The sequence below is a fragment of the Pedobacter suwonensis genome, from assembly GCF_044762335.1.
Lineage (GTDB): Bacteria > Bacteroidota > Bacteroidia > Sphingobacteriales > Sphingobacteriaceae > Pedobacter.
Window position 1 is genome coordinate 217,069 of sequence record NZ_JBIWEB010000006.1, and the last position, 26,835, is coordinate 243,903.

16 protein-coding genes are annotated in these 26,835 nt (G+C 39.9%); all 16 read left to right on the forward strand.

Annotated elements, in window-relative coordinates; translation table 11 throughout:
- The first annotated feature begins 344 nt into the window (after positions 1–344).
- The 16 genes from katG to ACIQXP_RS12090 all read left to right on the forward strand — a co-directional run bounded on the left by katG (position 345) and on the right by ACIQXP_RS12090 (position 26,745).
- Positions 345–2,621, forward strand: a complete 2,277-nt coding sequence (gene katG, locus ACIQXP_RS12015) for a catalase/peroxidase HPI (protein ID WP_387503923.1) — start codon at positions 345–347, stop codon at positions 2,619–2,621.
- Positions 2,622–3,532: 911 nt separating this feature from the next.
- On the forward strand, positions 3,533–6,733 hold the full coding sequence (locus ACIQXP_RS12020; protein ID WP_387503924.1) for a SusC/RagA family TonB-linked outer membrane protein: 3,201 nt from the start codon (positions 3,533–3,535) through the stop codon (positions 6,731–6,733).
- Between the two features lie 25 nt (positions 6,734–6,758).
- Positions 6,759–8,315, forward strand: coding sequence for a RagB/SusD family nutrient uptake outer membrane protein (locus ACIQXP_RS12025; protein WP_387503925.1), 1,557 nt, complete (start codon positions 6,759–6,761; stop codon positions 8,313–8,315).
- 289 nt (positions 8,316–8,604) lie between these two features.
- A complete protein-coding gene (locus ACIQXP_RS12030) occupies positions 8,605–9,102 on the forward strand; it encodes a cupin domain-containing protein (protein ID WP_387503926.1) in 498 nt (165 codons plus the stop codon).
- Positions 9,103–9,240: 138 nt separating this feature from the next.
- A complete protein-coding gene (locus tag ACIQXP_RS12035) occupies positions 9,241–9,969 on the forward strand; it encodes an acyl-CoA desaturase (protein ID WP_090981758.1) in 729 nt (242 codons plus the stop codon).
- Between the two features lie 513 nt (positions 9,970–10,482).
- Positions 10,483–10,812 carry a DUF1475 family protein gene (locus ACIQXP_RS12040; protein ID WP_387503927.1) on the forward strand — a complete coding sequence of 110 codons (330 nt, stop codon included), beginning with the start codon at positions 10,483–10,485 and terminating at the stop codon, positions 10,810–10,812.
- An 84-nt stretch (positions 10,813–10,896) separates the two neighbouring features.
- Positions 10,897–11,706, forward strand: a complete 810-nt coding sequence (locus ACIQXP_RS12045) for a DUF1295 domain-containing protein (protein ID WP_387503928.1) — start codon at positions 10,897–10,899, stop codon at positions 11,704–11,706.
- Between the two features lie 115 nt (positions 11,707–11,821).
- The gene (locus tag ACIQXP_RS12050; RefSeq protein WP_387503929.1) at positions 11,822–12,850 is read left to right on the forward strand and encodes an SAM-dependent methyltransferase; all 1,029 of its coding nucleotides are present in this window, start codon (positions 11,822–11,824) and stop codon (positions 12,848–12,850) included.
- A gap of 89 nt (positions 12,851–12,939) precedes the next feature.
- Positions 12,940–14,217: an NAD(P)/FAD-dependent oxidoreductase gene (locus ACIQXP_RS12055; protein WP_293744509.1), complete on the forward strand. Its 1,278-nt coding sequence runs from the start codon at positions 12,940–12,942 to the stop codon at positions 14,215–14,217.
- A gap of 140 nt (positions 14,218–14,357) precedes the next feature.
- Positions 14,358–14,657 (forward strand): four helix bundle protein, encoded by a 300-nt coding sequence (locus ACIQXP_RS12060; RefSeq protein ID WP_293744508.1) that lies wholly within the window; start codon positions 14,358–14,360, stop codon positions 14,655–14,657.
- A gap of 86 nt (positions 14,658–14,743) precedes the next feature.
- Complete coding sequence (locus ACIQXP_RS12065) at positions 14,744–15,577, forward strand: DUF1365 domain-containing protein (protein ID WP_293744507.1); 834 nt, start codon at positions 14,744–14,746, stop codon at positions 15,575–15,577.
- 10 nt (positions 15,578–15,587) lie between these two features.
- Complete coding sequence (locus ACIQXP_RS12070) at positions 15,588–16,826, forward strand: SAM-dependent methyltransferase (RefSeq protein WP_293744506.1); 1,239 nt, start codon at positions 15,588–15,590, stop codon at positions 16,824–16,826.
- Positions 16,827–17,026: 200 nt separating this feature from the next.
- The gene (locus tag ACIQXP_RS12075; protein WP_387503930.1) at positions 17,027–19,459 is read left to right on the forward strand and encodes a TonB-dependent receptor domain-containing protein; all 2,433 of its coding nucleotides are present in this window, start codon (positions 17,027–17,029) and stop codon (positions 19,457–19,459) included.
- A gap of 483 nt (positions 19,460–19,942) precedes the next feature.
- Entirely contained in the window at positions 19,943–23,077 is a 3,135-nt protein-coding gene (locus tag ACIQXP_RS12080; RefSeq protein WP_387503931.1) for a SusC/RagA family TonB-linked outer membrane protein, read from the forward strand.
- A gap of 11 nt (positions 23,078–23,088) precedes the next feature.
- Complete coding sequence (locus tag ACIQXP_RS12085; RefSeq protein ID WP_293744503.1) at positions 23,089–24,519, forward strand: SusD/RagB family nutrient-binding outer membrane lipoprotein; 1,431 nt, start codon at positions 23,089–23,091, stop codon at positions 24,517–24,519.
- Between the two features lie 141 nt (positions 24,520–24,660).
- The gene (locus tag ACIQXP_RS12090) at positions 24,661–26,745 is read left to right on the forward strand and encodes a S9 family peptidase (protein WP_387503932.1); all 2,085 of its coding nucleotides are present in this window, start codon (positions 24,661–24,663) and stop codon (positions 26,743–26,745) included.
- Positions 26,746–26,835: the final 90 nt, after the last annotated feature.

A 26,835-nucleotide genomic window follows, 5' to 3' on the forward strand; every position in this document is an offset into this window, starting at 1 on the left:
TCACGATTACAAAATTTTGTTTGATCATTTATTTTTACAAATAGTGGACAATTGAATTTTTGGATTGTTCCGGAGTTTGAATGGATTGATCTTATTTGAAAAATGCCACTTAAAATTTCATATCCTTCTAAAGGGCATTTTCCAAATAAGATTAACGCCGGGTTAAATTTTGAGGCACCAGGTCTTCGCATCTCCCCTAAATTGCTGATATTACATAGTAATAGATTCTAACTATTTCATTATAGAATTAAATGATTGTGATTAGTTATTTCAATTCTCTAATTTTAATCATCGGTTAATTTTTAATAACAGATCAGATTTTCACTAACAAAATATTATACATAATGGAAAAAGAATCGAACGATATCAGCAAATGCCCGTTCCATAACGGCAGCATGAAGAGTAATGTAGCAGGTGGTGGCACCAGAAATGGCGACTGGTGGCCAAAACAGTTAAAGTTGAGTATTTTACGTCAGCATTCCAGCTTATCTAACCCAATGGATGATGGATTTAATTATGCGGAGGCTTTTAAAAGTTTAGATCTGGCAGCTTTAAAGGCAGACCTTCATGCACTGATGACCGATTCACAGGATTGGTGGCCGGCAGATTTCGGTCACTATGGTGGTTTGTTTATCCGCATGGCCTGGCACAGCGCCGGAACCTATAGGGTAGGCGATGGCCGTGGTGGTGCTGGTGCCGGCTTGCAGCGTTTTGCGCCGCTAAACAGCTGGCCGGATAATGTGAGTCTTGATAAAGCGCGTAGGTTGCTTTGGCCAATTAAACAAAAATATGGGCGCAAAATTTCCTGGGCAGATTTAATGATCCTAACCGGTAATGTTGCTTTAGAATCGATGGGTTTTAAAACTTTTGGTTTTGCCGGTGGACGCGAGGATGTTTGGGAAGCTGACGAATCCGTATACTGGGGTTCAGAAACCACCTGGTTGGGCGGCGATCTCCGTTATGGACACGGCTCTGATGGTGCGGATAAAGCACATGGTGTGGTGGTTACCGACGATGATGCCGATGGCGACGTACACTCCCGTAATTTAGAAAAACCACTTGCAGCCGTGCAGATGGGTTTAATATATGTAAACCCTGAAGGACCGGATGGAAATCCGGATCCGATTCTAGCAGCCAAAGATATCCGCGATACCTTTGGTCGCATGGCGATGGATGATGAGGAAACTGTAGCCTTAATTGCAGGTGGACACACCTTTGGCAAAACCCATGGTGCTGCTTCCGCAGATCATGTAGGCAAAGAACCTGAAGCCGCTGGTATCGAAAGTCAGGGGTTTGGATGGAGTAACAGTTATGGTTCTGGTAAAGGCGCTGATGCGATTACGAGTGGACTGGAAGTAATCTGGACGACTACACCAACGCAATGGAGCAATAATTTTTTCGAAAATCTTTTTGGATTTGAATGGGAGTTAACGAAAAGTCCTGCGGGGGCACACCAGTGGAAAGCAGTAAATGCAGATGCCATTATTCCTGATGCTTTCGATGCCTCAAAAAAACACCTGCCAACGATGTTAACCACCGATCTTGCTTTAAGGTTCGATCCTGCGTATGAAAAAATATCAAGACGTTTCCTGGAAAATCCTGATCAGTTTGCGGATGCATTTGCAAGAGCATGGTTTAAATTAACCCACCGTGATATGGGGCCGGTGGCGCGTTATCTGGGACCAGAAGTACCACAGGAAGAATTGCTATGGCAGGATCCGATACCTGCTGTTGATCATGTATTAATCAACGAAAATGATGTTGCTGCACTGAAAGCAAAAGTATTGGCTTCCGGATTGAGCGTTTCAGAACTGGTTTCTACGGCATGGGCTTCAGCTTCTACCTTCCGGGGTTCCGATAAACGCGGCGGGGCAAATGGCGCAAGGATCCGTTTGGCACCGCAAAAAGACTGGGCTGTTAATAATCCGCCGCAGTTGCAAAAAGTATTGAATGTATTGGAAGGGATTCAAAATGAATTTAATGCGGCGCAGCTTGATGGTAAAAAAGTTTCCTTGGCCGACTTAATCGTGCTTGCAGGCGTTGCTGCAGTAGAAAAAGCAGCTGCTGATGCCGGACATTCAATTGTAGTACCATTTACACCCGGCCGGATGGATGCTTCGCAGGCACAAACCGACATCGAATCATTCGGTTATCTGGAGCCAGCGGCAGATGGTTTCCGGAACTACCGTAAAACCAAATCACCTGTTCCTACTGAGGAATTCCTGATTGATAAAGCCCAGTTGCTTACTTTAACCGCGCCTGAATTAACGGTATTGGTAGGTGGTTTGCGTGCATTGGATACGAATTTCGATGGATCTAAAAACGGTGTGCTAACTACAAAACCAGGTCAGTTGACCAACGATTTCTTTATCAATTTATTAGATATGGAAACCGCATGGAAAGCTATTGCAGAGGATAAAGAGCTATATATGGGAAGCAGCCGTTCAACCGGTCAGCCAAAATGGACCGCAACCCGCGCTGATCTGGTATTTGGTTCCAATGCCGAATTAAGGGCTATTGCAGAGGTTTACGCAAGTGCTGATGCACAAGAAAAATTTGTGAAAGACTTTGTGGCCACCTGGAATAAAGTAATGAATTTAGATCGCTTTGATTTAAATTAATTAGAAATACAAAGCAAATTTATAAAGATGCTGTATTGTAGATTGTAATTCACTTCGGTTTGTCACGTTGAGCCTGTCGAAACGCCTTTTAGGTCATTTAAAACAAGCCCTTCGACAAGCTCAGGATGACAATTCTATCTGTAATACCGCCTCTTTAATTTATATTATCACATTTTTATCATTGGTCTGATACCAATATCACTTTGCAGTATCTGCTTTTCCATCACCCAAATAAAAAATATTAAAAATATTTTTTATTTATAAAAACAATTCCCAAACTCATTTGTCTTATAGTCTCATTAGTTTGTTTGGTTTAGTTTTATTCTGTGGATGCAAATAAAACAAAATAATTGGCCTCATAGAAATATGAGGCTTTCTAGTTTATATACGGTTCTTATCCGGTCGTAACATTGTCGATGTTGATTACTTCTCCTTCAAAAAAATAATAGACTTTACTCGATAAACTAATTTTTTTTGTGAAATTCTTAAAAATACGTCTAAATATTTGAGGTTTAGTTGTTTAATTCGAAAAGGTTTCTTGTCTGCCTGAAATATTCACTCAAAAATTTAAGCTTTTGTCAAAATAATTATACCGTAATTTAATTTATACGATAATGTATTTCTACTGTCAGAAACAATATTCTTGATTTCTTAATAAAATACTTATTATTGAATACATAAAACGATTTATGAATAACCGAATATAACGATGAGCTGATGGCATTATTGTACCCTGTGCGCAGTATATGTCTGTGTAGTTTGCTTTTGTGTAGTTTTAATCCATTTATATGGGAGCCCCTATTACAAAATTGCTTACTTAAGCCGTCTGATTGAAAGAATTGATAAAGCGTTTTAGCTGCTAGCAGTAGAAATATTACACTATTAACTAACCATTTACTAAACCTAAACCAATGAAAATCAATCTACTCAAGATTTCGGGGCTTTCTGCGCTTTTTTTGCTCAATAGTCCTGCTTTTTCGATGAATCCGGTTGTTGAAAAACCCAAGGGGTTTTCCGGCCTTAACTTGCCTCTGGTGCATATTCAAAATCGAAAAGTAATTACAGGCACCGTATTAGACGAAAAAAATATGCCTATCCCGGGAGTTGGCATCAAAAACCTTTCGTCAGGTAAAACTGTTGTAACTGATGATGCGGGTAAATTCAGCATTGAGGCCAATGTAAACGATGTGATCCGTTTTTCTTATGTTGGCTATCAAAATAAGGATGTTACAGTAGGGGGCGAAGCCAACATCAGCATTAAGATGACACCTGCTGAAGCCAATAAGTTAGATGAAGTGGTGGTAATTGGTTATGGATCGGTTAAAAAAACCGACCTGACGGGTTCTGTTGGTGTAGTTAAAGCAAGTGAACTTCAGGAACGTCCGTCTTCATCCCTCAACCAGGCATTAGCCGGCCGTATCTCTGGGGTACAGGTAAATACCAACTCAGGTCGGCCTGGCGGACAAACCAACATTAAAATCCGTGGATTTAGTTCAATCAATACGAGTAACAATCCTCTTTATGTGGTAGATGGTGTGGCTTTGCCGGTGGGCTCGCAAACACAGAATAGTAATGCCATTGATTACATCAATCCAAGCGATATCGCTTCAGTAGAGGTACTAAAAGATGCTTCTTCTACGGCCATATACGGCGCGAGGGGTGCAAACGGGGTAATTTTAATTACCACTAAAAAAGGAACTGCAAATGCCCAGCGTATTACCTATGATGCAGATTTTGGCATAAATACCCTGGCAGCACACCATGTGAAGATGCTTGATGCTTTTGAGTATGTAAAAGTGCAGGATCTCGCTTATGAAAATATCAAAGTTTACGATCCGGTAGGTTGGGCAGCAGGAAGTTATGCCTCAACGCCCGTTCCCAGGGCTGCCAGAATTGCTTTACCTCAGTTTTTTGATAACAACGGAAATCCATTATATAATACGGATTGGTTAAAAGAATCTACTCAGAACAAACTTTCACAAAATCATCAGCTGGGTTTTACCGGTGGGAATGAAAATAATACTTATGGTGTTTTTGCAGGCTATCGCGATGACCAGGGACTCTTGCTAAACTCTTATTTAAAACGTTATTCGGGCCGTTTTAACTTTGATAGCAAAATTAAACCCTGGTTAAAGGTTGGGGGTAATTTAAGCTACAATAATCAGATTGAAAACATTGTTGATCAGGGAACAGGTGGCTTAAATTCAGTGCGTATGATTACAGAAGCATTCCCTTTTCTTCCCATTAAACTGGCAGATGGCAAATGGGGCGATAATAAACTGATTCCATGGGCAGAGGGCGGCTCCAATCCGGTACATATCTTAACCGATCAAAAATATGGAATGGTCACCCAAACTGCTTTGGGAAGTATTTATTCTACCATTAGCTTTAGCAAAGATTTAGAATTCCGTACCCAATTAGGAGCCAATATTGTAAGCCGTAACATTAATGAATACAATGCCAAACAATTATACGGTATCTCCGACGGGCAGAATGGAACGGCGAACATAACCAACGATCGGGAAACCTTCTGGTCACTGGAAAACTATCTAACCTATAATAAACGTTTCGCCGAATCGCACGCCATCAATGCATTATTAGGTATCTCGTGGCAGGCGACCAATTTCTTTAGCAATACCAGCCACGCTGAGAATTTTGTGACCGATTTTTATGGAAACAATAACATGGGCTCCGGAAGTAAATCGATTACAGTAGGCTCCAGTCGTAACAGATCGGCCTTTAATTCTTATTTTGGCAGGTTAAACTATGCCTTTAAAGATAAATACCTGGTTACTTTTACAGGCAGGGTAGATGGATCATCCAAATTCGGAGAGAACCATAAATTCGCCTTTTTCCCTTCGGCAGCACTGGCATGGAAAGCCTCGGATGAAGATTTTCTTAAGGGAAACAAAACCATCTCTAACTTAAAACTAAGAACCAGTTATGGTTTAAGCGGTAACTCAGAACTGCCAGCCTATCAGTCGTTGGCTACATTGGTGAATAATGCCGCTATTATTAACGATAGCAGGGTAACGGGTATCGGTATTGGCCGGTTGGCCAATCCAGACCTGGTTTGGGAAAAAACAGCACAGGTTGATGCAGGTTTAGAGTTAGGCTTGTTTAACAACCGCATTAATTTAGAAGCCGATCTTTATTATAGAAAAACAACTGATATGTTATTGGATGCCCCGGTTCCGCGTACCACAGGATACGCGGTGATCAGAAAAAATATCGGATCGATGCAGAACAAAGGTTTAGATTTAGGGATTAATACGGTAAACGTACAAACCGATAATTTTACCTGGAAAACCAGTTTCAATATCTCCCTTAACCGCAACAAGGTGCTTTCTTTAGCCACTCCTGATGATATTTTTGGTGTGGGTAACCCAAATTTTACCAATCAAACAGGTATTATCAGGGTAGGTGAGCCGGTAGGATCATTCTGGGGGCTGGTACGTTTAGGCACCTGGAGCGAGGCCGAAAGGGCAGAAGCAGCTAAATTTGTGAGTTACCGTGGTGGTAAAACCTTGCTTCCGGGCGACATCAAATATTTGGATGTAAACGGTGATCATGCCATTACCGATGCCGATCGCCAGATTATTGGCAACGGAATGCCAAAAGGCTGGGGATCCTTTGGTAACTCATTTCGCTATAAGAACTTAGAACTGATTGTAGAACTGCAATACTCTTATGGCAATGATGTGTTGAATATGACCCATCACTCTGGTGAAGACAGGCAGGTACAGGCCAATAGTTTTGCCAGCGTACTAAATGCCTGGACTCCGCAGAATCAAAATACACCGATTGCCGCCATCAGGGATCAGGCTGCGGGATATGTAACCAATGTAGATACGCACTGGTTGGAAGATGGCTCTTTCATCCGCGGTAAAAACCTGTTGCTGGGTTATACTTTTGATAAAGCACTTGTTGAAAAATTACGCTTAAGCAAACTACGTGTTTATACATCTGTTCAGAATTTCTTCCTGGCAACCAGGTACACCGGTAACGACCCTGAGGTAACTACCTACGGAAATGCATTTGCTCAAGGTCAGACATTTTTCGATTATCCAAAGCCAACTACCTTCATGGTAGGCTTAAACATTGGATTATAAACATTAAAAAAGAAAGGATATCAACATGAAAATAAACATAAGAAACATCGCTGTTTTGTTTTTGCTGAGCGGCGCTATCATCGGGAATTCGGGATGTAAGAAATTTTTAGATGAAACAGATCCCACCAATCTTTCACCAAATAGTTTTTATACTTTGCCAGAACACGCAGAAGCAGGTATTGCTGCTGTTTATGCAGAACTCCGGTTTATAGGGAATGGTGCGGGTATTTATTCCAACAACTGGCAGATGCTTGATGCACCAACCGGCATACAGTCTACCGAAACCGCACAAAACTCCGATCTGAACAATTTGTATTCTCTCATTTATGACGGTACAAATCTGCATGTTAACCAAAATTGGAACGGACTTTATAAAGTAATAGCACAAGCTAATCTGGTTTTGGATAAAGTTCCGGGTATAAATCCAATGGATAATGCACAGAAAAAAAGAATTTTGGGAGAGGCTGCTTTTGTCCGGGCCTGGGCCTATTTTTACCTGGTGCGTTTATGGGGCGATGTGCCTTTAATTACTAAGCCGGTTACCAGTCCTAACGATCCTAATTTTGCACCTTCCCGTACACCACAGGAACAGGTTTACAAATTGATTGTTGATGACCTGGTTGCTGCAGAAGCGTCCGGCCTGCCTTATATGGACGCCAGCGGACGTGTTTCTACAGCAGCAATTAAAACTGAACTGGCAAAAGTATATCTAACCATGGCCGGGCAGCCCCTTAACAAAGGAGCAGCTTATTATAGATTAGCTGCGGATAAAGCCAAAGAGGTAATTGATTATTCAGCAGGAAATCCATCATCACTTGGCTTGTTTACCAATTACGGAGCGCTGCACGATGCAAAGAATGACAATAAGGTAGAGCATTTGTTCGGAATCCAGTACAATGATGCTGCCGGATCAGGGAACCCCTTACAGTCATCTTATTTACCTTTGCACCAGCCATTGGTTTCTAAAATTGATGGAATTGGAACGGCTATTCCGACTACAAGTTTTTATGGTTCGTATGAGGCAGGAGATTTAAGGGCTAAAAACCGGGAAGGTTATTTCTTTACTGATTATTATACCGATGGATTTAAAATGCCGTTGATTAATCGCGGTAAGCCATATATTTTTAAACACTTCGATCTGATTGCTAACGGAACACTAGGCGTAGAAGGTACCAGCAGAAGCGATCTGAATATTCCACAGATCCGTTATGCCGAAACCTTCTTGATTTATGCCGAAGCACAGAACAGGGCAGATGGTAGTCCGAATGTTGCTGCCTATGCTGCGGTAAATGCCATACGTAAGAGGGCCCAACTGACTGATCTTGCGGGTTTGAACCAAACACAGTTTGAAGAAGCGGTGTGGAGAGAACGCTGGCACGAGCTATGTTACGAGGGGATTATCTGGTTTGATATGGTCCGTTTGCGTAAAGTGTACAATGAAACCACCAATGGTTTTGATAATTTTGTCGGACACATTAATAAAAGTGTAAACCAACCATTGCAAACTAAACATTTGCTGTTCCCGATCCCTACTCCTGAAATCAAGAATAATCCTAACCTGACGCCAAATCCGGGTTATTAGCAGTTATCGAATGGTCGCCGTAACACTGACCATCAATAATTTTCAACAAAAACGGGTGTCCGATATTTGGATACCTGCTTTTTGTTAAGAGGGGCAGACTGTTAAACCAAACCATATAACCAGCGAATGGTTGCGCTTATGGCAATTTATAAAATGAGTAAAAAATAAAAGGCTTTAAATGCCTTTTTTAATTTATTAGGTTTATTTTTGCAGCAAATTAAAGAACCACACAGGAGATCAACAAGTTCCTGTGCACCTCGACAACCATTTGAAAGTTAATATTTAATCCATGACAAACGACAAAAAAGAAATATTCGAAAGCGTAGCGCAACGTTTAAAAATTGAAGGTTTTAATGTAGTAAATCGCGATGAAACACGTCCTTGGGGTGGTTTCTTTGTAATAGATGAAGCGCAGGCGCAACAATTTGCAGATACTTATTTTGATGGATTAAATGTTGAAGACCTTAAAATTGGTGGTAAATTAAGTCCGAAAATCTTAATCGTTGCGCCAAATACACGCCTGTCATGGCAATATCACCACCGCAGAGCAGAAATCTGGCAAGTGGTTACCGGCACAGTCGGCATCAAAACCAGTCAGACTGATGAAGAGGGTGAAGTAAAAAAATATGCACCAAAAGATCAGATTAAATTACAACAAGGTGAACGCCACCGTCTAATCGGTTTAGAAGATTGGGGTGTAGTTGCTGAAATTTGGCAACATACCGATTCTTCAAACCCATCAGATGAAAGCGATATCGTACGTGTTCAAGACGATTTCGGTAGATAATAAACAATCAAAAATAGCATCCTGTCTATAAATTAAAGCAGGATGCTTCTTTTCTAAACGGTTAAGCTAGCGTAGTTTTATGTATCACGGAAACTAAACGCTGCTATAATACGTTTATATAGTACACAACCCCTATACATGATTATCCTCATTTTTTTTCTTTGCCATTGGTTTTTGTCCCTGTTTAGCCAAACCTTTTTCCTTCACCGTTACTCTTCACATAAGATGTTTAAAATGGAGCGTTTTTGGGAGCGGTTTTTCTATCTGGTATTACTGATTTCGCAAGGTTCATCATTTTTAAACCCGCGGGCTTATGCCATCCTGCATCGGATGCACCACGCCTATAGCGACACAGAGAAAGATCCGCACTCTCCGCATTTTTTTAAGGATGTTTTCGGGATGATGATTGCCACAAAGAATATGTACATGAATTATCTGAAATATAAAATACAGCCGGAACCAGCTTTTCAGGGAAATTATCCCGAATGGCCATTGGTTGATAAGATCGGAAATTCATGGGCCTGGAGAATTGCATGTGGGTTGTTTTATATCGGTTTTTACATTGCCTTTGCCAATTACTGGTGGATGTATTTACTGTTACCAATCCATTTTTTAATGGGGCCATTACATGGGGCAATTGTAAACTGGTGTGGACATAAGTATGGTTATTCAAATCATGATAATGAGGACCATAGTAAAAACTCCTTACCCTGGGATTTTTTATTGATGGGCGAGCTTTTTCAAAACAACCATCACAAAAAACCAAATAGTCCAAATTTTGCTACTAAATGGTGGGAGTTTGATCCAACCTATCCGGTAATGAAAGTATTGCACTGGATGAAGATTATCAAAATCAGAAAGGTTTAAAGTTAAAAGACAAAAGACCAAAGCAGAAAAAATTTGAGTTCTCGCGTCGATTTCTCCTGCCATGGTCTGTGTCCCCACAGACCATCATTTAACTCTACTAGTAACATAACGTTTTTTGCCACGTAACACTGATTAATAGATTTCCTTTTCTGCACTGTTTTGTGTTAGCTAAACCTGACCGCAGCAAAAATCCTTTTTGTTTGCGGTTCCTTAATTTACCGTCAATGCTGAGGTACGAAGCATCTGCACCCGATGAAAGAGGGTAATTGCTCAGCGCATAACAGCACCTCAAAAAGATTGAAGCGAATGGCAGGGCTATCGCAACCGATAATAACAGAAACCTGCTTTCCAAATAAAAATGCATTTATTTTTGCCACGGAAACTTCGAGTATATTCCGCACTATCATCCTGACTGTACTAGAAGGACAGCATAAAACGTCCGGGAGAATATTAAATCTTTTTCGCCTATCTTAACGTATATATTCCAATCTGTTTCAAAACTTAAACTATCATATGATCAACCTCCTCAAATTTATTTTCTCCGCATTGTTGGTTTTTATGTGTTATAAAGTAATCAGCACTTCGTTAGAAAGCAACCTTTTCGAACAATGGAATTTCCTGGGTAGCATTCCATGGATGCGTGCTACCCTCTGGGATTTTTATGCCAACATCTTTATTATTACACTTTGGATGTTTTATAAAGAAAAAAGCATTATTCTTAAAATCTCTATTGCTATTTTGTTCGTATGTTTAGGCAGCATTGCAACCCTGGCTTATGTTTTAGTGTATTTATTTAAACTAAAAGATGGTGAAGGTGTTAAGGAATTGCTGGTAAAAAGGTAGAAGGCAAAAAGTGTAAGGCTGAAGGTGAAAACCTAAAGTAGAATGCATTTCCTTAAACCTTATGCCCTAAACCTTAAACATTTTATGGATTACGAACATCTACTATTCATCGCACTCATTTCGCTTATAGCCTGCTGTTTTATCATGGCTATGGTTTGGCTTTGGGCAAAGAAAATTAAAAACGCGGGTGTGGTTGATGTTTTTTGGGCACTGAATTTTCCTGTAATTACCATTATCACATTTTTTTTATCTGAGGGCTACGAACCCCGAAAGATTTTAATCTGCGGTATGTTTTTACTGGCTGAGTTACGTTTAGGTGTTCATCTTTGGCAACGTGTTATTGGTCATCTGGATGAAGAAGAAGGAAGGTATGTACAGTTGCGTAAAGAATGGGGAGACAAAGCCGATCGAAATTTCTTTGTCTTTTTTCAATTTCAGGCCATATCAAATGTCATACTGGCCATTCCATTTTTTATCATCACCACCAATCAGTCGCAGGCTATTTCCTTTTTTGAGTATGCAGGTGCATTGGTTTGGGTAATCGCATTTTTTGGAGAAATGATTGCCGACAGACAACTTGCGGCCTTTAAAAAAGATCCGCTTAATAAAGGCAAAGTATGCGACACCGGTTTGTGGTACTATAGCCGTCACCCGAACTATTTTTTTGAATGGTTAACCTGGATGGCTTATTTCATTTTTGCGCTGGCATCGCCATGGGGAATTCTGGCTATTATTAGTCCGGCGGTGATTTTGTATTTATTAACAAGGATTACTGGCGTTCCGAACAACGAAGAACAAAACCTGAGGAGTAAACCCGTGGCCTATAAAAAATACCAGGAAACAACAAGCGCCTTTTTTCCTTGGGGGAAAAGGGATGGAAAAAGGAAAAAGTAATACGGATGAGGGCCTTGCAATTTGCAAAACCATCAGCCACTTTACATCGTACATTAAGCAGTTTCAATAATAAATTATCCATTAACCATCTTACATTATTCCATCTTACATTTACATGTGGTACGATAAACTTTTAGAAAACGACAAACTTCCGGATACCGCCTTGCGTATAGGCATTAGAAAATTGTGCAAACAGCGCCTGGATGATGAAACGCTGGGCAATGAAGAATTGCAGCAGGAAAAATTTATGGACCTGGTGGCAGAGCTGAAGCAATCGCCTATTGCGGTAAATACTGCTGATGCGAATGAACAGCATTACGAGCTTCCAACCGAATTTTTTCAGTACTGTTTAGGCAGAAACTTAAAATACAGCAGTGGTTACTGGAAACCTGGCGTTAAGGATATTGATACTGCGGAAGAAGATATGCTGGCATTAACCTGTAAAAGGGCCGATTTACAAAACAGACAGAATGTTTTAGAATTGGGCTGTGGCTGGGGGTCGCTGTCGCTATATATGGCAGCTAAATATCCGGAAAGCACTTTTACCGTAGTGTCTAACTCTGCTACACAGAAAATTTTCATTGATGAAACGGCGAAGCAACGCGGAATCCAAAACCTAACGGTTTTAACCGCCGATATGAATACGTTTACCATTGCCGATACATTTGACCGGGTGGTTTCTGTTGAAATGTTTGAGCACATGCGCAATTATAAATTTTTACTTAACAAGGTGGCCTCATTTATGAAACCTGATGGGAAGCTGTTCGTACATATTTTTACGCACAAAACCCTGGCTTACAAATTTGAAGTGATTGACGAAACCGACTGGATGAGCAAATACTTTTTCACCGGCGGGATTATGCCATCCAACCATTTGTTCTTCTACTTTAACGACGATCTTAAAATTGATAAACATTGGGTGGTAAATGGAACTAATTATGGCAAAACAGCTGAAGCCTGGTTAAGCAATATGGATAAGCATAAGAAGGAAATCATGCCAATTTTCGAAACGACTTACGGGAAAGATCATGCGGTGAAATGGTGGGTATATTGGAGGTTATTTTACATGTCATGCGCAGAACTTTTTAATTACAACAATGGGAACGAATGGATGGTATGCCATTATTTGTTTGAAAAAGTATAATGTAAAGGGTTTAAGGTGTATCGTTTATCCGTCTCAAATCTCATGTCTGACATCTTCCATCATCCGTATTACATTATCCATCATACATCATGAAAACACTCGCCATTATTGGCTCAGGAATAGCAGGCATGGGTTGTGCCCATAAACTGCAACATCAATATGATCTTACGATTTTCGAAGAAGCAGATTATATTGGCGGACATACCAATACGATAACGCTTAAAGAGGATGGTGAACCCATTTACCTGGATAGCGGCTTTATGGTTTTTAACTATCAGACTTATCCAAATCTGACAGGAATGTTTGCGGAGATTGACGCACCCGTAATGAAGACAGATATGTCGTTTAGTGTGCAGTTTCTCCCCAAAAAGTTGGAATATAGCGGCTCAAGCTTGAATCATCTTTTTGCCCAGCGGAAGAATTTATTCAATATTCCGTATTTAAAAATGTTGGTGCAGATTAACCGTTTCAACAAACAAAGTGTAGAAATTTTGGATAAGCCTGAATACCAGGATTATTCGATCGGGCAGTTTTTTAAGGAATTTGGCTACAGTGACGATATGCTCTGGCAATACCTCATCCCAATGAGTGCTGCGGTATGGAGTGCACCAATGGAACAGATTCTGGATTTTCCTGCTGTCACATTGATCCGTTTCTTCAAAAATCATGGTTTTTTAGGTTTGAATACTCAGCATCAATGGTATACATTGCAAAACGGCAGTCAGGCTTACCGTGAAAAACTGATTGCCCCGTTTCGTGACAGGATCAAGATCAATACCAAAATTGTTTCAGTAAAACGGTTAGGGAATGGTAAAGTTGAAGTAGAAAACCAAAAAGGTGAGAAATTTGAATTCGATAAAGTAATTATGGCCAGCCATGCCGACCAGACTTTTGAGATCGTAAAAGATAAAACAGCGCTGGAATCTGAGTTGCTTTCCAAATTTAAATACCAGTTAAACAAAGCTGTTGTACATACTGATGAGAAGCAGATGCCTGAAGCCAAACTGGCCTGGAGCAGCTGGAATTACCGTGTAGAAAAAAAGGGCGATAAATTATTGCCCAGTACCATTTATTGGATGAACAATTTGCAGGGGGTTTCTAAAAAGCAAAATTACTTTGTATCCATTAATCCTACTGATACTTTAAATCCGGATAAGATTATTAAGGAAATTGATTATCATCATCCGTTGTTTGACGTTCCGGCGATGCAGGCACAGGAACATTTGCACAGGCTAAATGAGACGGGCCCGATATACTATTGCGGAAGTTATTTTAAATATGGTTTTCATGAAGACGCTTATAAGAGTGCGGTAGATTTGTGCTTCATGATGGAAAATGGAAGGGGTAAAATGGATGATGTGTTTTGATGTAATAAGGAGGAGGTAAGATGGATGATATTAAATGTGAGAAATGTCTCATAGCTATTTGCTTCATTTTTATATCTTCCATTTTTTTATTAGCTTTAGGTAAATCATCCTTAGAAATTTTAATATTTAATCTTTTTAAGATGAACGAAAAAACAACCCACTTATTAGAAAGAACATTTCGTTTCGGCGTTGATGTTTTAAAATTTTTAGGTACGCTGCCTTACAATTTTATCTTTAAGGTACCTATGTTGCAGTTAAGTAGATGTTCAACCTCGATTGGTGCAAATTACGAAGAAGCACAGGGAGCTGTAAGTAAAAGAGACTTTATTCATAAAACAGGAATTTCATATAGAGAAGCTAGAGAAAGTGTGTATTGGTTACGCACGCTTAGTGAGCTATATCAAGATGAAAAAATATCAGGCAGATTTCGAGCGATTTAAAGCTGAAGCTATTGAACTTAAAAAAATATTTACCTCTATTAAAATTTCATCCAGCAAGTAATAGCATCTTCCGTTTTGCAGTATATATGAAAAGTCCATCATCCATCTCACATTTTACATCAAACATCTATACTGCAAAAGTCATGCACCACCGCCTGGCGCCCAAAAAACATTCCTTTTGGTATAGCGTGTATATGTTTTATATCGATCTGGATGAGTTGGATCTGTTGGATAAAAAATTGCGCTGGTTCAGCAAGAATAAATTTAACCTCTTTTCTTTTCGTGATGCTGAACATCTTCAGTTGCCAAGAGAAAATCCTGATAAAACTAAAAATACACGTCAGCATTTAGAAGCTTATTTAAAAGAAAATGGCATTGATGGCAGCAAACTTAAAATTAAACTGCTCACCAACCTCAATGTGCTGGGTTACAACTTTAACCCCGTTTCCTTTTATTATGGCTTTGATGAACGGGGCAATCCGGTGTGTTGTGTGGCCGAAATCAGTAACACCTTCCGTGAAATGAAACTTTTTTTCTTTGGAAAAGACGAACTGCATGGTGATACCTTTAAAAAAATCACGACTAAATATTTTTATGTTTCACCCTTTATAGACCACGACGATACTTTCGATTTTAGGTTAAAAGTACCAGATCATAAACTTGATATTAAAATTGATGATATTGATAAGCATGGCAATCGCTTTTTTATCAGCACTTTAACAGGAGAGAAAAAGCCGTTAACCAATGCTGCTTTGCTTCGCTATTTTTTTTCCATCCCCTTCATTCCGTTACAGATCATGGGCATGATCCACTGGCAGGCCTTTAAACTTTGGATTAAAAAAATACCTTTTCATCCAAAAGCCGAAAACCCTGAATTGCAACGTAACGTATATAAACCTTACAAACCACAAATTAAATAGATCAGAGACTATGAATACGCTTACCGCCGCCAGAACATCAAAGGGCTTTTTCGAAAGAGCAGTATTGAATGCACTTTCTAAAATGACTTTGGGCAGATTGGAACTTTCATTGCCAGGTGGCGAAACACTGGTTTTTGGAAATGGTGAACATCAAATAGAAGCGCACATACAGGTAAATCATCCTCATTTCTTTAAATCCATCGCACTTTATGGTGATATCGGTTTTGGAGAGGGCTATACCTCTGGCCTGTGGGATACCACAAATATTACCAACGTAATTAAATGGGTCATCCTGAATATTGAAAATGCACCCTCAGTAACCGGAAGTAAGGTAAATTCCATAGCGCTGAATATTTTTAAATGGGTAAATAAAATCTACCATGTGCGCAGGGCAAATACTTTGGCCGGATCGCAGAAAAATATTTCAGAGCATTACGATCTGAATAATGATTTCTTCGCCACTTTCCTGGATAAAACCATGACTTATTCGAGCGGTTACTTTAACCCCGATGATTTAAGTTTAGAAGACTCGCAGTATGCCAAATATGATCGCCTGGCGAGGCAGTTAAGAATTAAAGCAACAGACCACGTATTGGAGATTGGAAGTGGCTGGGGTGGAAATGCCATCTTCCTGGCCAAAAACTACGGCTGTAAAGTTACTTCGGTAACCATTTCTAAGGAACAACAGAGATTAGCGATGGAACGCGTGCATGAAGAGGGATTGGCCGATAAAGTTTCGATCATTATCCAGGACTACCGCAAAATTGAAGGTGTTTTTGATAAAATCGTATCAATCGAAATGCTGGAGGCTGTAGGACATCAATATTTGGAAACCTATTTTGAAAAATGCCAGCAATTATTAAAACCTGATGGTATTTTTGCCTTTCAGGTCATTACGTCTCCTGATTGTAGGTACGATAAATTGAGAAATGGCGTAGATTGGATTCAGAAGCATATTTTTCCGGGTTCGCTTTTACCTTCGGTAGCAGCCATTAACAAAGCTATAAATGAAACTGGCGATCTAACCATGGTTGATTTAAAAGATATGGGTTTGGATTATGCACGTACACTTCATTTATGGTTTCTGGAATTTAACAAAAACATTAATAAAGTAAAATCACTGGGTTTTGATGAAACCTTTATTCGCAAGTGGAACTATTACCTCAACTATTGTGAAGCCGCTTTTGCCATGCGGAATATTAATGTGATGCAAATGGTTTATTCCAGACCTAACAATGTTTCGAGGTAGGGAGGATGTGAAATGGAAGATGTAAGATGTAAGATGGAGAATGTGAAAACCCCATCTTCCATTTTACTTTTTCCATATTCTTTTACCGGTAAAAGTAAGGGCTTCGCCGGTTAATTAATAGGGTTTGTATAAAAAGTATGGCGTAACATTGTAACAAAATGCAATTTGCGCAGACTAACTACTAAAGACAAACTCTTGAAATGAAAAAACTTTTACTATTAACCTTTATTCTTGGCATATTCTTTAGCGCACATGCGCAGTTTCCTACTGGCGGGCTCGGTGGAGGAACCAAAAAATCTACCGTTACCGGACGGATTACCGCTACTATTCTTGATTCGTTAACTAAAAAACCAATTGATTACGCAACGGTTTCTTTGATTAAGGTGAAAGACAATAAATCTGTAAATGGAGGCGTAACCGACGAAAAAGGAAAACTAAGCTTACAGAACGTTTCTCCTGATTCCTACAAATTGATGATTGGTTTTATGGGCTATAAAACAAAATCTGTTATGGTTACCACCACGCCTTCCAAACCTGATAATAACGTAGGTACAATTTATATTTCCGGATCAGAGAACACTTTGGCAGATGTGCAGGTGCAGGGTACAAAGGCGGTTATAGAAAATAAAATCGACAGAATGGTTTATAATGCAGAGGCTGACGGAACAAATGCTGGTGGTGATGCAACAGATGTAATGCGTAAGGTACCCATGTTATCTGTAGATATGAATGGAAATGTTCAGCTGCGTGGTGGTGCGGTACGTGTGTTAATTAACGGTAAACCTTCTGGTACGATGGCCAGTAGCGTGGCTGATGCGTTAAAGATGATCCCGGCAGAACAGATTAAAAGTGTAGAAGTCATTACCAGCCCCTCAGCAAAATACGATGCTGAAGGTTCTGGTGGTATTATCAATATTATCACCAAAAAATCCAATGCACAAGGTGTAAGTGGTTCTGTAAATGCGTCTGCTGGCACACGACAAAACAACGGTGCTTTCAATTTGACGGCTAAGACAGGCCGTTTAAGTGTTAATACAGCCCTGGGAGGTAATTTTGCATATGCCCAGAATTCAAGGGTTGTAATTGTTAATAATACGCAGCTAAATAATGGAAACGCCATCAACACATCACAAGATGGATACTCCAAATGGAGCAGGGATGGTTTGAATGGTAGCTTAGGTGTAGATTACGACTTCAATGCATATAATAACATTAGCTCTAATATAAAATTTAACCGTTTTTCGAATGGCGGACCAGGCGAATCAGATTTTATTTCTAATGGTATCCGTCAAAAAAATATTAGCGATATGGATATGACATTCAGTAATATGGATTGGAATGTCGATTATAAAAAAACTTCCAAAAAAGAAGGAGAAGAGTTTTCTATATCTGCGCAATTATCCACTGGTCGTACCCCTCAAAGATTTAGTAATACGTTTATTCCTGAGGGTGCTTCAACAGGGAAAACTACTGAGCGAAATAATACCAGTAAAAATAATGAGTATACCGTTCAAACAGATTATACTTACCCATTTTCTAAATCGACTACTTTAGAACTAGGAGCAAAAGGGATTTTCCGTGAGATTAAAAGTCAATTCGATTTTTCTTCTCAAGATTTTGATTACAATCAGGACGTTGCTGCAGCCTATGGAGTAATCAACTTCAACTTAACCAAGAAATTAAAGTTTAAAGGTGGTTTAAGAACGGAGTATACTGCGATTAGTTTTAATACGAAAGCAAATGGAATCCAGAAAAACGATTATTTAAATTTATTCCCAAGTGCCATTATTTCTCAAACCTTAAAAGGCAACGCCACGTTGAAATTAAGTTATAATCGTCGTTTACAAAGGCCCGGTCAGAATTATTTGAATCCTTTCCTTAACGACAGTAACCCAATTAGCTTACAGCAGGGGAATCCGTATTTGGATCCTGAACTAAGCGATAACTTGGAACTGGGTTACAGTACTTTTATAAAAGGATCAGTAATTAATGCGTCCGTATTCTATCGCCGTACAGGTGGGATAATTGAAAGCTCGCTGACTACAACTGCGGCCAATGTACCGTTAACCACTTATATCAATGTTGGTACTGGCCAAACTTATGGTTTCAATGTTTTTGGCTCATACAATCCTAAGCCTAAATGGACTTTAATGAGTAATTTTGGATTAAATACTTACGAAGTGAATAACAAGCTAATTAATTTTAATACCGGTACTTTTGTAAACTATAATTTGTTTATCCGTTCAGCTTATGGCTTTGGTAAAGGTTACAATTTTGAATTGTTTGGTGTAGTAAATTCGCCAAGAAGAACATATCAAGGCAAAACCGATGCGATGGTTTTTTATGGCGCATCATTCAAAAAAGATGTCTTAAATAAAAAAGGTTCAATCGGTGTTAATACATTAAATCCTTTTACAAAAGATCTTCACATCCAAACTGTAAATAATTCTGTTACGGCTAATGAAACTGTTTTTCAAAGTCAGAATATCTATTATCCATTACGTTCTTTTGGCGTTAATTTTAGTTACTCTTTCGGCAAGCTTAAATATACAGAGAAGAAAAAGATTAAAAATGACGATATCAAGCAAGACCAGCAACAAGGTGGTGCGATGGGTGGTGGTGTTCAGCAATAAAAACCCAATTTAAATATATACTAAGTCTTTCCGTTAATTCGGAAAGACTTTTTTCTTTAAATGGAAGCTACGAGCTTTCAGACAGGGCTATTGGCATATAGTGTAAATGATTTAAGGTTAATCAGGCGGTGTAATAACTGATGCTTTATTTCAATAGCGATGCGTAGATAAATTAATATCCTACGCCGCATGAATACGCCCTGGATTTTCACCAGTTTAGCCGAGTGATTGCTCAAATTATGTCTATATTGCCGTATTCTTGGTTTTTAAGATTCTATTTGGGTGTTTCTTAAGTTATTTATCATTTCTAAGTGAGTTTTTACTGTTTTTGAATACATATTCTGCTTGTTTGTGCGAGTTACGCCAATTTGTAATGTAAAAAATACTTTAAATTAGGTATTGCCGTCTGTTTTAATGCATTTTTATTTGGTTAAAAACCTATATTGCAATTAACTAGCAATCACTATCCTAAATAATCCACATATGAAAAAACTCTTTACCTCGCTTGTTTTTATCTGCATCTTACTTACTGGATTACCTACTTTGGCCCAGGTAAAAACCATAACAGGCAAAATCACTTCATCTGATGACGGAGGTCCGTTACCCGGAGTAAGTATAAAAATTAAGGGAACTGCAACAGGTACCTCAACTGATAGTAATGGTGCTTTTACCATTCAGGCACCTTCGCCAAGCTCGGTACTCGTAATTAGTTTAATCGGGTATAAAACCCAGGAAATTACCGTTGGCAGTAAAACCACGGTTAATGCAGTGCTGGCTTCTGATGCGCAAGAATTACAGGAAGTAACCATTTCTACTGCTTTAGGTATCACCCGGCAGGCAAAATCTTTAGGTTATGCGGCACAAACTGTAGGCAGTACTGATTTAAACTATAATCACCAACCCAATCTGCTTAATGCATTGCAGGGTAAAGTAGCAGGAGCAACCATTTCGAGTACAGGTGGTGGTCCGGGCCAGGGGGCAAGTATCCGAATAAGAGGAGTAAACTCCATTGATCCGAACATTTCGGGCGATCCTTTATATGTAATTGATGGGGTACAGATTGATAACTCAACCTCTACTATTGGTGCAAATCCTGATGGGACAGCATTTGGTTCTAGAGGAGTAACAAACAGGGCATCAGATATTAATCCTGAAGATATTGAGACCATTAATATTTTAAAAGGAGGCGCCGCTACCGCACTTTATGGCCTAAGGGGAGCAAACGGCGTTGTAGTTATTACCACGAAAAGGGGGAAACAAAATGGTGTTAGTATAAACTTTAATAGCAGTTATGGCCTTGATGAGGTTTTAAAGTCGCCAGATGTTCAAACAGAATATACCCAGGGCGTTCTGGGGGTTTATACCAATCCACCGGGTGGTATCGGACCAGGCTGGGGACCAACTATTGCCGAGGCAAAATTAATCGATCCAACACATCCCGATCAATTATTCAATAACTACGACCGCGCATTTGTTACCGGTCAGCAGGTAAAAAATTCCTTATCGGTTACCGGTGGAAGCGATGCTATAAAATTTTTCTCTTCCATTTCGCAGCTTTATCAAAAGGGGATGATGCCGAATACCGATAACAAAAATTTCTCTGGAAGATTGAATACCGACTTTACCATCAGTCCGAAATTTAAGGCATCAGTAAACATGAATTTTACCAATTCGGGTGGTTATACCTATAGTGCAGATCGATTTGGCGAAAGCCTTGCTTACTGGTCGCCACGCTATGATGTTGCCGATTATCAGAATCCGGATGGATCACAAAAATATTTCGGAACCAATAACCCGATTTGGGGTACTGCAAATAATAGGTTTAAAGGTGATGTTAACCGTTTTATTGGTGGAGCAAGTTTGAGTTACGATCCTGCCAAATGGCTTAATTTTTCTTACCGTTTAGGGGTGGATACCTATGGCGATAACCGTGTTCGCACCGCACGTGGTCCAATGTATGCCACTGAAGCCATGTATGATAATGCGCAGGGCTTTTATGGAGAGTATAACACCAAATTCAGAACCATCAACAGCACTTTTGTTGCCACTTTTAATACAAAACTAACTGACGATATCACCGGAACGTTAAGACTTGGACAAGAACTTTACGACCGTAAGTCGAAAGATGTGGGTACTTTGGGCAGTATACTTGGGGTATATAATTTCTTTAATTTAGCGAATGCTGGTGTGTTAACCCCTACGCAAACACTAAAACAAAAAAGATTGGTAGGTTATTTTGGGGAGGCCACTTTCGATTATAGAAATTACCTTTTTCTAACCATTACTGGAAGAAATGATATTACCTCAACGCTTCCTAAGGCAAGCAGGTCCTTTTTTTATCCTTCTGCCAGTTTAAGTTATGTATTTTCCGATCAGTTTAAATTACCATCTGCCATTAGTCAGGCCAAATTGCGCTTATCTTATGCCAGGATCGGTAAGGATGCATCAGAATATTCTACCTTTACAGGCTATACACCTTATACTTCTTTGCCAACCGGTACCGGAGGTTTAACAATTGCTCCAAATCTTGGTAATTCCGAGCTTCGTCCAGAGTTTACCAATACTTATGAAGCGGGTTTGGAAATGTCGTTCTTTAAAAGCCGTTTAGGTTTTGATTTAACATACTATTATTCATTAAGCAAGGATCAGATTATCCAAACACAGGTGTCGTCTGCCGTCGGTTATGTAACCAAATCGATCAATGCAGGCGATATCAGGAACAGAGGAGTGGAGCTGGTATTAAATGGTAAACCCATTGTATCAAAAGATTTCAGATGGGATGTAAATGTTAATTTTTCTGCAAATAGGAATATGGTACTGAGCATGCCTAACGGAATATCAGAAATTGTATACGGTGCCGCAAGGGGGTATGGCAATGCCGGGGTAACCATGAAGTTGATTAAAGGACAGCCTTATGGTAATATTTACGGTAGTTATTTTAACCGCTATTATGGAAATACACCAGAAGATCCGGTTGTGCTTGATAAAAGCCTTCCATTGCTGATCGGTGCAAATGGTTTCCCTAGCATTTCAGGAGGAAAGCAGAAACTGTTGGGTAACTCGCAACCGAAATATATTATCGGTATGGGCAATACCTTCAGGTACAAAGATTTTAGTTTAAATGTATTGTTTGATGCACGTTTGGGATTTGAAAAATACAACTGGCTGGAAGATTTTTATTCGGCTTTCGGATTACCTGATTATACTGCTGACAGAAGAACAATAAAAGTATTTGATGGTGTCCTGACCAACGGTCAGCCGAATACAAAACCGGTATACATGGGCCAAAGGATAGGGCCTGACGGCGTTGATTATGGCGAAGGATATTACCGCATTTACTACCGTAACGTTTCTGAACCTTTTGTAAGCGATGCCTCCTGGGTACGTTTGCGCTCTGCCAGTTTAACCTATAGCTTACCAGCAAACTGGTTGCCTGCAAAAACGATCAAAAATGCTTCGCTATCAGTTACCGGAAATAATTTATGGCTGTGGACGAAATATTACGGCGTTGATCCTGAATCCAGCTCTTATGATGCTGGCAGTAATAACGATGGTTCTGCTGGTTTTACCTATCCATCTGCCCGTACAATTATGTTCACGCTTAATGTTGGTTTTTAAATAGAAATACGATGCAAAAAATTATAAAATATACATTGTGCTCAGCTTTGATTGCAACACTAAGTCTGCAAAGCTGCAAAAAAAGTTACTTTGATTCACTGTCCGACAACCCGAACCAGGTTCCCGTAGCTACTTTAAGTACTTTACTGGCCACATCAACTTATAAGGCAGCAAATAACAATTACCTTATTGGAAACATTATCGCTCCTTATGTACAGTATACAGCCAATCCTGCTGCGAATGGTGCTGGCGATACTTATCAGGCCATTGATTTTACCGCTACCTGGGATGCCCTTTATTTTGCGATGGCCGATGCCAATGAAATGAAAAAGCTGGCCGTTGCTCAAAACTCAAGCGAATATAAAGGCGTAGCTAATGTACTTATTGCCTATAACCTTACGCTGGTGAACGATCTTTGGGGAGATGCGCCATTTTCAGAAGCCTTTAATATCAATAACCTTACACCGAAATACGATAAACAGCAGGATGTTTATAACCAGGCTATTAAAATTTTAGATGAAGCCATTATGGAACTTGCTAAAACAGATGCAACTGTTAAACTGGCGCCAACCAGCGATTTAATTTATGGAAAAAGTACAACTGAAAGGGCAAGCTGGTTAAAAATGGCTTATGCTTTAAAGGCCAGGTTATTAAATAAGATTAGCAAAACCAGTGCCTATAACCCTACAGCAGTATTGACCGCATTGGGCAGTTCTTTTACAGCTAATACAGATGATGCCACTATGGCTACCTTTAAAGAGCGTAATCCATGGGCAAATGTAGCATTATCCAATTCACAACAATCATTAGGAGGCTGGCTTTCTGAACAATTAATTGATGCATTAAATGGTAAGACATTTAGCGTTTTTGATCCCCGTATAGAAAAGATTACCGATAAAACCATCAATAACATTTATATAGGAACGATAAACGGTGCAGGTAACAGGTTGCCCGGGGCTAATACGACGAAAGATGAATGTTATATTTCGAGAAACTCCCCATGGACCAGCGATACTTCGCCAATATTCATCGTTACCTTTGCTGAATTGAAATTTATAGAGGCTGAAGCTTATTTCAATACCGATAAAACGAAAGCTTATGCAGCATATCTCGCAGGTATAAGTGCCAATATGGATAAGTTTCAGGTTACTGCAGCAAATCGTGATGCTTATCTGGCAAACCCTTTAGTGAGTGTTGGTGCGGTTGCCTTAACCAAAGACCTCATTTTTAAAGAAAAGTACATTGCTACTTATCTGAATCCGGAAGCATGGAATGATGCCCGCCGTTTCGATTATCAGTACAAAGATTTTGGTATGCCTGCTAATGCTGCGCTTCCTACATTCATCCGCCGGTTAGATTATACGCAAGGCGAAAGAAGTAAAAATGGAGCAAATGTGCCTGCCGATGTTCCAAGAACAACCAAACTTTGGTGGGATCAGTAAGCATTAGGCGTTTGGCGGGAAGCGTTTATCTAGCTTTCGCCAAACGCTATCTATTTTGTATCCCGGCAACATTTGCCTAGCGCTATTCGCCAAGTACTATTCGCTCACGGTTATGCGTTCAGTACCAATTTAACCTGATAAATGAAAAAAGCAATATTTTCCCTACTGGTTCTACTCTCGACCTCTCCTATTTTCGCGCAGTCTTTTAGCTTAAAATCTGTTTTATCTTATCCTTTTCCTACTCAGTTAGTGGCCTCGCCAGTTGATGCTAAAATTGCTTGGGCCGCAAACGAACAAGGAAAAAGGAATATTTACGTAGCAGAGGCACCAGATTATAAAGCTGTAAAAATTACCGATTATGCCGAAGATGACGGGCAGGAATTAACCAGCTTATCTGTTTCTGCTGATGGTAAATGGATTGTATTTGTACGTGGCGGAGATCATGGAGGGAGAGATGGCGGGCCGGTTAATGCAAACTCATCGCCAGTTGCACCTAAAATACAGGTATTTAGTGCCCCTTTTGAGGGAGGTAATATAGTTACTTTAGGCGAAGGCGACAATCCGGTAATTTCGCCCAATAGCGACCAGGTTATTTTTGCCAAAAACGGTCAGGTTATGATCAGTCCTATTGATGGGACATCAGCGGCTAAAAACTTGTTTTACGCCAAAGGAATAAACGGAGCCTATAAATGGTCGCCCGACGGAAAAAAAATAGCTTTTATTTCAAACCGGAGCGATCACTCCTTTTTAGGGATTTATACTGATCAGCAAACACCTGTTAAATGGCTATTGCCTTCATTTGCTAAAGATAATACGCCGGTATGGTCGCCGGATGGAAAAAATCTTGCCTTTATCAGAACGCCCGGTGTTGGTGGGGAAACCGACTCCATTTTAACCAAGAAACATCAGCCCTGGGCCATATGGACGGTAAACGTAAGTACAGGTACAGGAAAAATGATTTGGAAAGCTCCCGAAACTTTACGTGGTTCTTTCCCTTCAATTGATGGTGGCACGAACCTGTTATGGGCCGACGGTAAAATTGTTTTTACCTCTTATGAGGACGGTTGGCCACATCTGTATGCCATCAATCCAGACGGATCAAAACGCTTATTGCTCACGCCCGGTAATTTCGCTGTAGAGAACATTAAATTGAGTGCCGATAAGAAAACATTGGTTTTTGCCGCCAATAAGGGCGAAGATGCAGATGACATGGACAGGAGGCATATTTATAAAGTTTCAGTTAATCAGGCCAATATGCAGGCCTTAACTATAGGCAAAGGAATAGAAGCCTATCCTGTTATTGCAGCCAACAATCAAACTGTTTTTTGTCTGAGTTCAACTGCTGAAAGACCACTATTACCTGCATTGATTACTACGGGAAAAGCGCTGGAACTCATTGGAGAATCCCTCATTCCAAATGATTTTCCACTGAAAGATATGGTAACTCCTAAACATGTGAGTTTTAAAGCTGCAGATGGTAGTAGTGTTTATGGCCAGTTGTTTTCGCCAAAAAAAGCGGGTAAAAATCAACCGGCGATTATTTATGTACACGGCGGACCCCAAAGGCAGATGTTTTTAGGCTGGAATCCGATGGATTACTATTCGATAGATTATGCGTTAAATCAGTATTTGGTTAGTATCGGTTTTACTGTGCTGTCTGTAAACTACCGTTTAGGAATCGGCTATGGTTATGATTTCCATAAACCCTTGAAAGCAGGCGCACAAGGTGCGTCAGAATATCAGGATATTAAAGCCGCCGGCGAATGGCTGGCTGCACAGCCTGGTATCAACAAAGATAAAATCGGGATTTATGGTGGTTCTTACGGCGGATACCTCACCGCGCTCGCCCTTGGCAAAGATTCTAAACTGTTCGCAGCAGGTGTAGATATCCATGGTGTAAATAACCGGTTTACTACTTCAGATCAGGAAGGAAGAAAACCAGCTCCGGATGCGGCACTTGCAGCAAAAGTAGCCGAACAATCATCACCAGTAAGCTATGTAAGTACCTGGACTTCGCCCACATTGATTATCCACGCTGACGACGACCGCAATGTTGCTTTTAACCAAAGTGTCGATCTCGTTAAACGTTTTGAAGATAAAAAAAATGATTTTGAGTTTTTGGCCATTCCGGATGATACCCACCACTGGATGAAATTTTCAAATGGTTTGAAAGTAAGCGAAGCAACGGCTGATTTCCTTAAAAGGAAGTTGATGGGTAAAAAGTAGACTTTTGTGTTTTATTCACAGGTTCAAAACAGAGCAGCAAAATAAGGTTGGGCACACATAACGATGTGTCTGCAAGATAGGATCAAAAAT

Excerpts from the sequence above, each read along its gene's own strand:
- ACIQXP_RS12035 (WP_090981758.1), top strand. The coding sequence starts at position 9,241 with ATGATTATCCTCATTTTTTTTCTTTGCCATTGGTTTTTGTCCCTGTTT.
- ACIQXP_RS12030 (WP_387503926.1), top strand. The coding sequence starts at position 8,605 with ATGACAAACGACAAAAAAGAAATATTCGAAAGCGTAGCGCAACGTTTA.
- ACIQXP_RS12060 (WP_293744508.1), top strand. The coding sequence starts at position 14,358 with ATGAACGAAAAAACAACCCACTTATTAGAAAGAACATTTCGTTTCGGC.
- katG (WP_387503923.1), top strand. The coding sequence starts at position 345 with ATGGAAAAAGAATCGAACGATATCAGCAAATGCCCGTTCCATAACGGC.
- ACIQXP_RS12040 (WP_387503927.1), top strand. The coding sequence starts at position 10,483 with ATGATCAACCTCCTCAAATTTATTTTCTCCGCATTGTTGGTTTTTATG.
- ACIQXP_RS12020 (WP_387503924.1), top strand. The coding sequence starts at position 3,533 with ATGAAAATCAATCTACTCAAGATTTCGGGGCTTTCTGCGCTTTTTTTG.
- ACIQXP_RS12065 (WP_293744507.1), top strand. The coding sequence starts at position 14,744 with ATGAAAAGTCCATCATCCATCTCACATTTTACATCAAACATCTATACT.
- ACIQXP_RS12055 (WP_293744509.1), top strand. The coding sequence starts at position 12,940 with ATGAAAACACTCGCCATTATTGGCTCAGGAATAGCAGGCATGGGTTGT.
- ACIQXP_RS12090 (WP_387503932.1), top strand. The coding sequence starts at position 24,661 with ATGAAAAAAGCAATATTTTCCCTACTGGTTCTACTCTCGACCTCTCCT.
- ACIQXP_RS12085 (WP_293744503.1), top strand. The coding sequence starts at position 23,089 with ATGCAAAAAATTATAAAATATACATTGTGCTCAGCTTTGATTGCAACA.
- ACIQXP_RS12025 (WP_387503925.1), top strand. The coding sequence starts at position 6,759 with ATGAAAATAAACATAAGAAACATCGCTGTTTTGTTTTTGCTGAGCGGC.
- ACIQXP_RS12070 (WP_293744506.1), top strand. The coding sequence starts at position 15,588 with ATGAATACGCTTACCGCCGCCAGAACATCAAAGGGCTTTTTCGAAAGA.
- ACIQXP_RS12075 (WP_387503930.1), top strand. The coding sequence starts at position 17,027 with ATGAAAAAACTTTTACTATTAACCTTTATTCTTGGCATATTCTTTAGC.
- ACIQXP_RS12080 (WP_387503931.1), top strand. The coding sequence starts at position 19,943 with ATGAAAAAACTCTTTACCTCGCTTGTTTTTATCTGCATCTTACTTACT.
- ACIQXP_RS12050 (WP_387503929.1), top strand. The coding sequence starts at position 11,822 with ATGTGGTACGATAAACTTTTAGAAAACGACAAACTTCCGGATACCGCC.
- ACIQXP_RS12045 (WP_387503928.1), top strand. The coding sequence starts at position 10,897 with ATGGATTACGAACATCTACTATTCATCGCACTCATTTCGCTTATAGCC.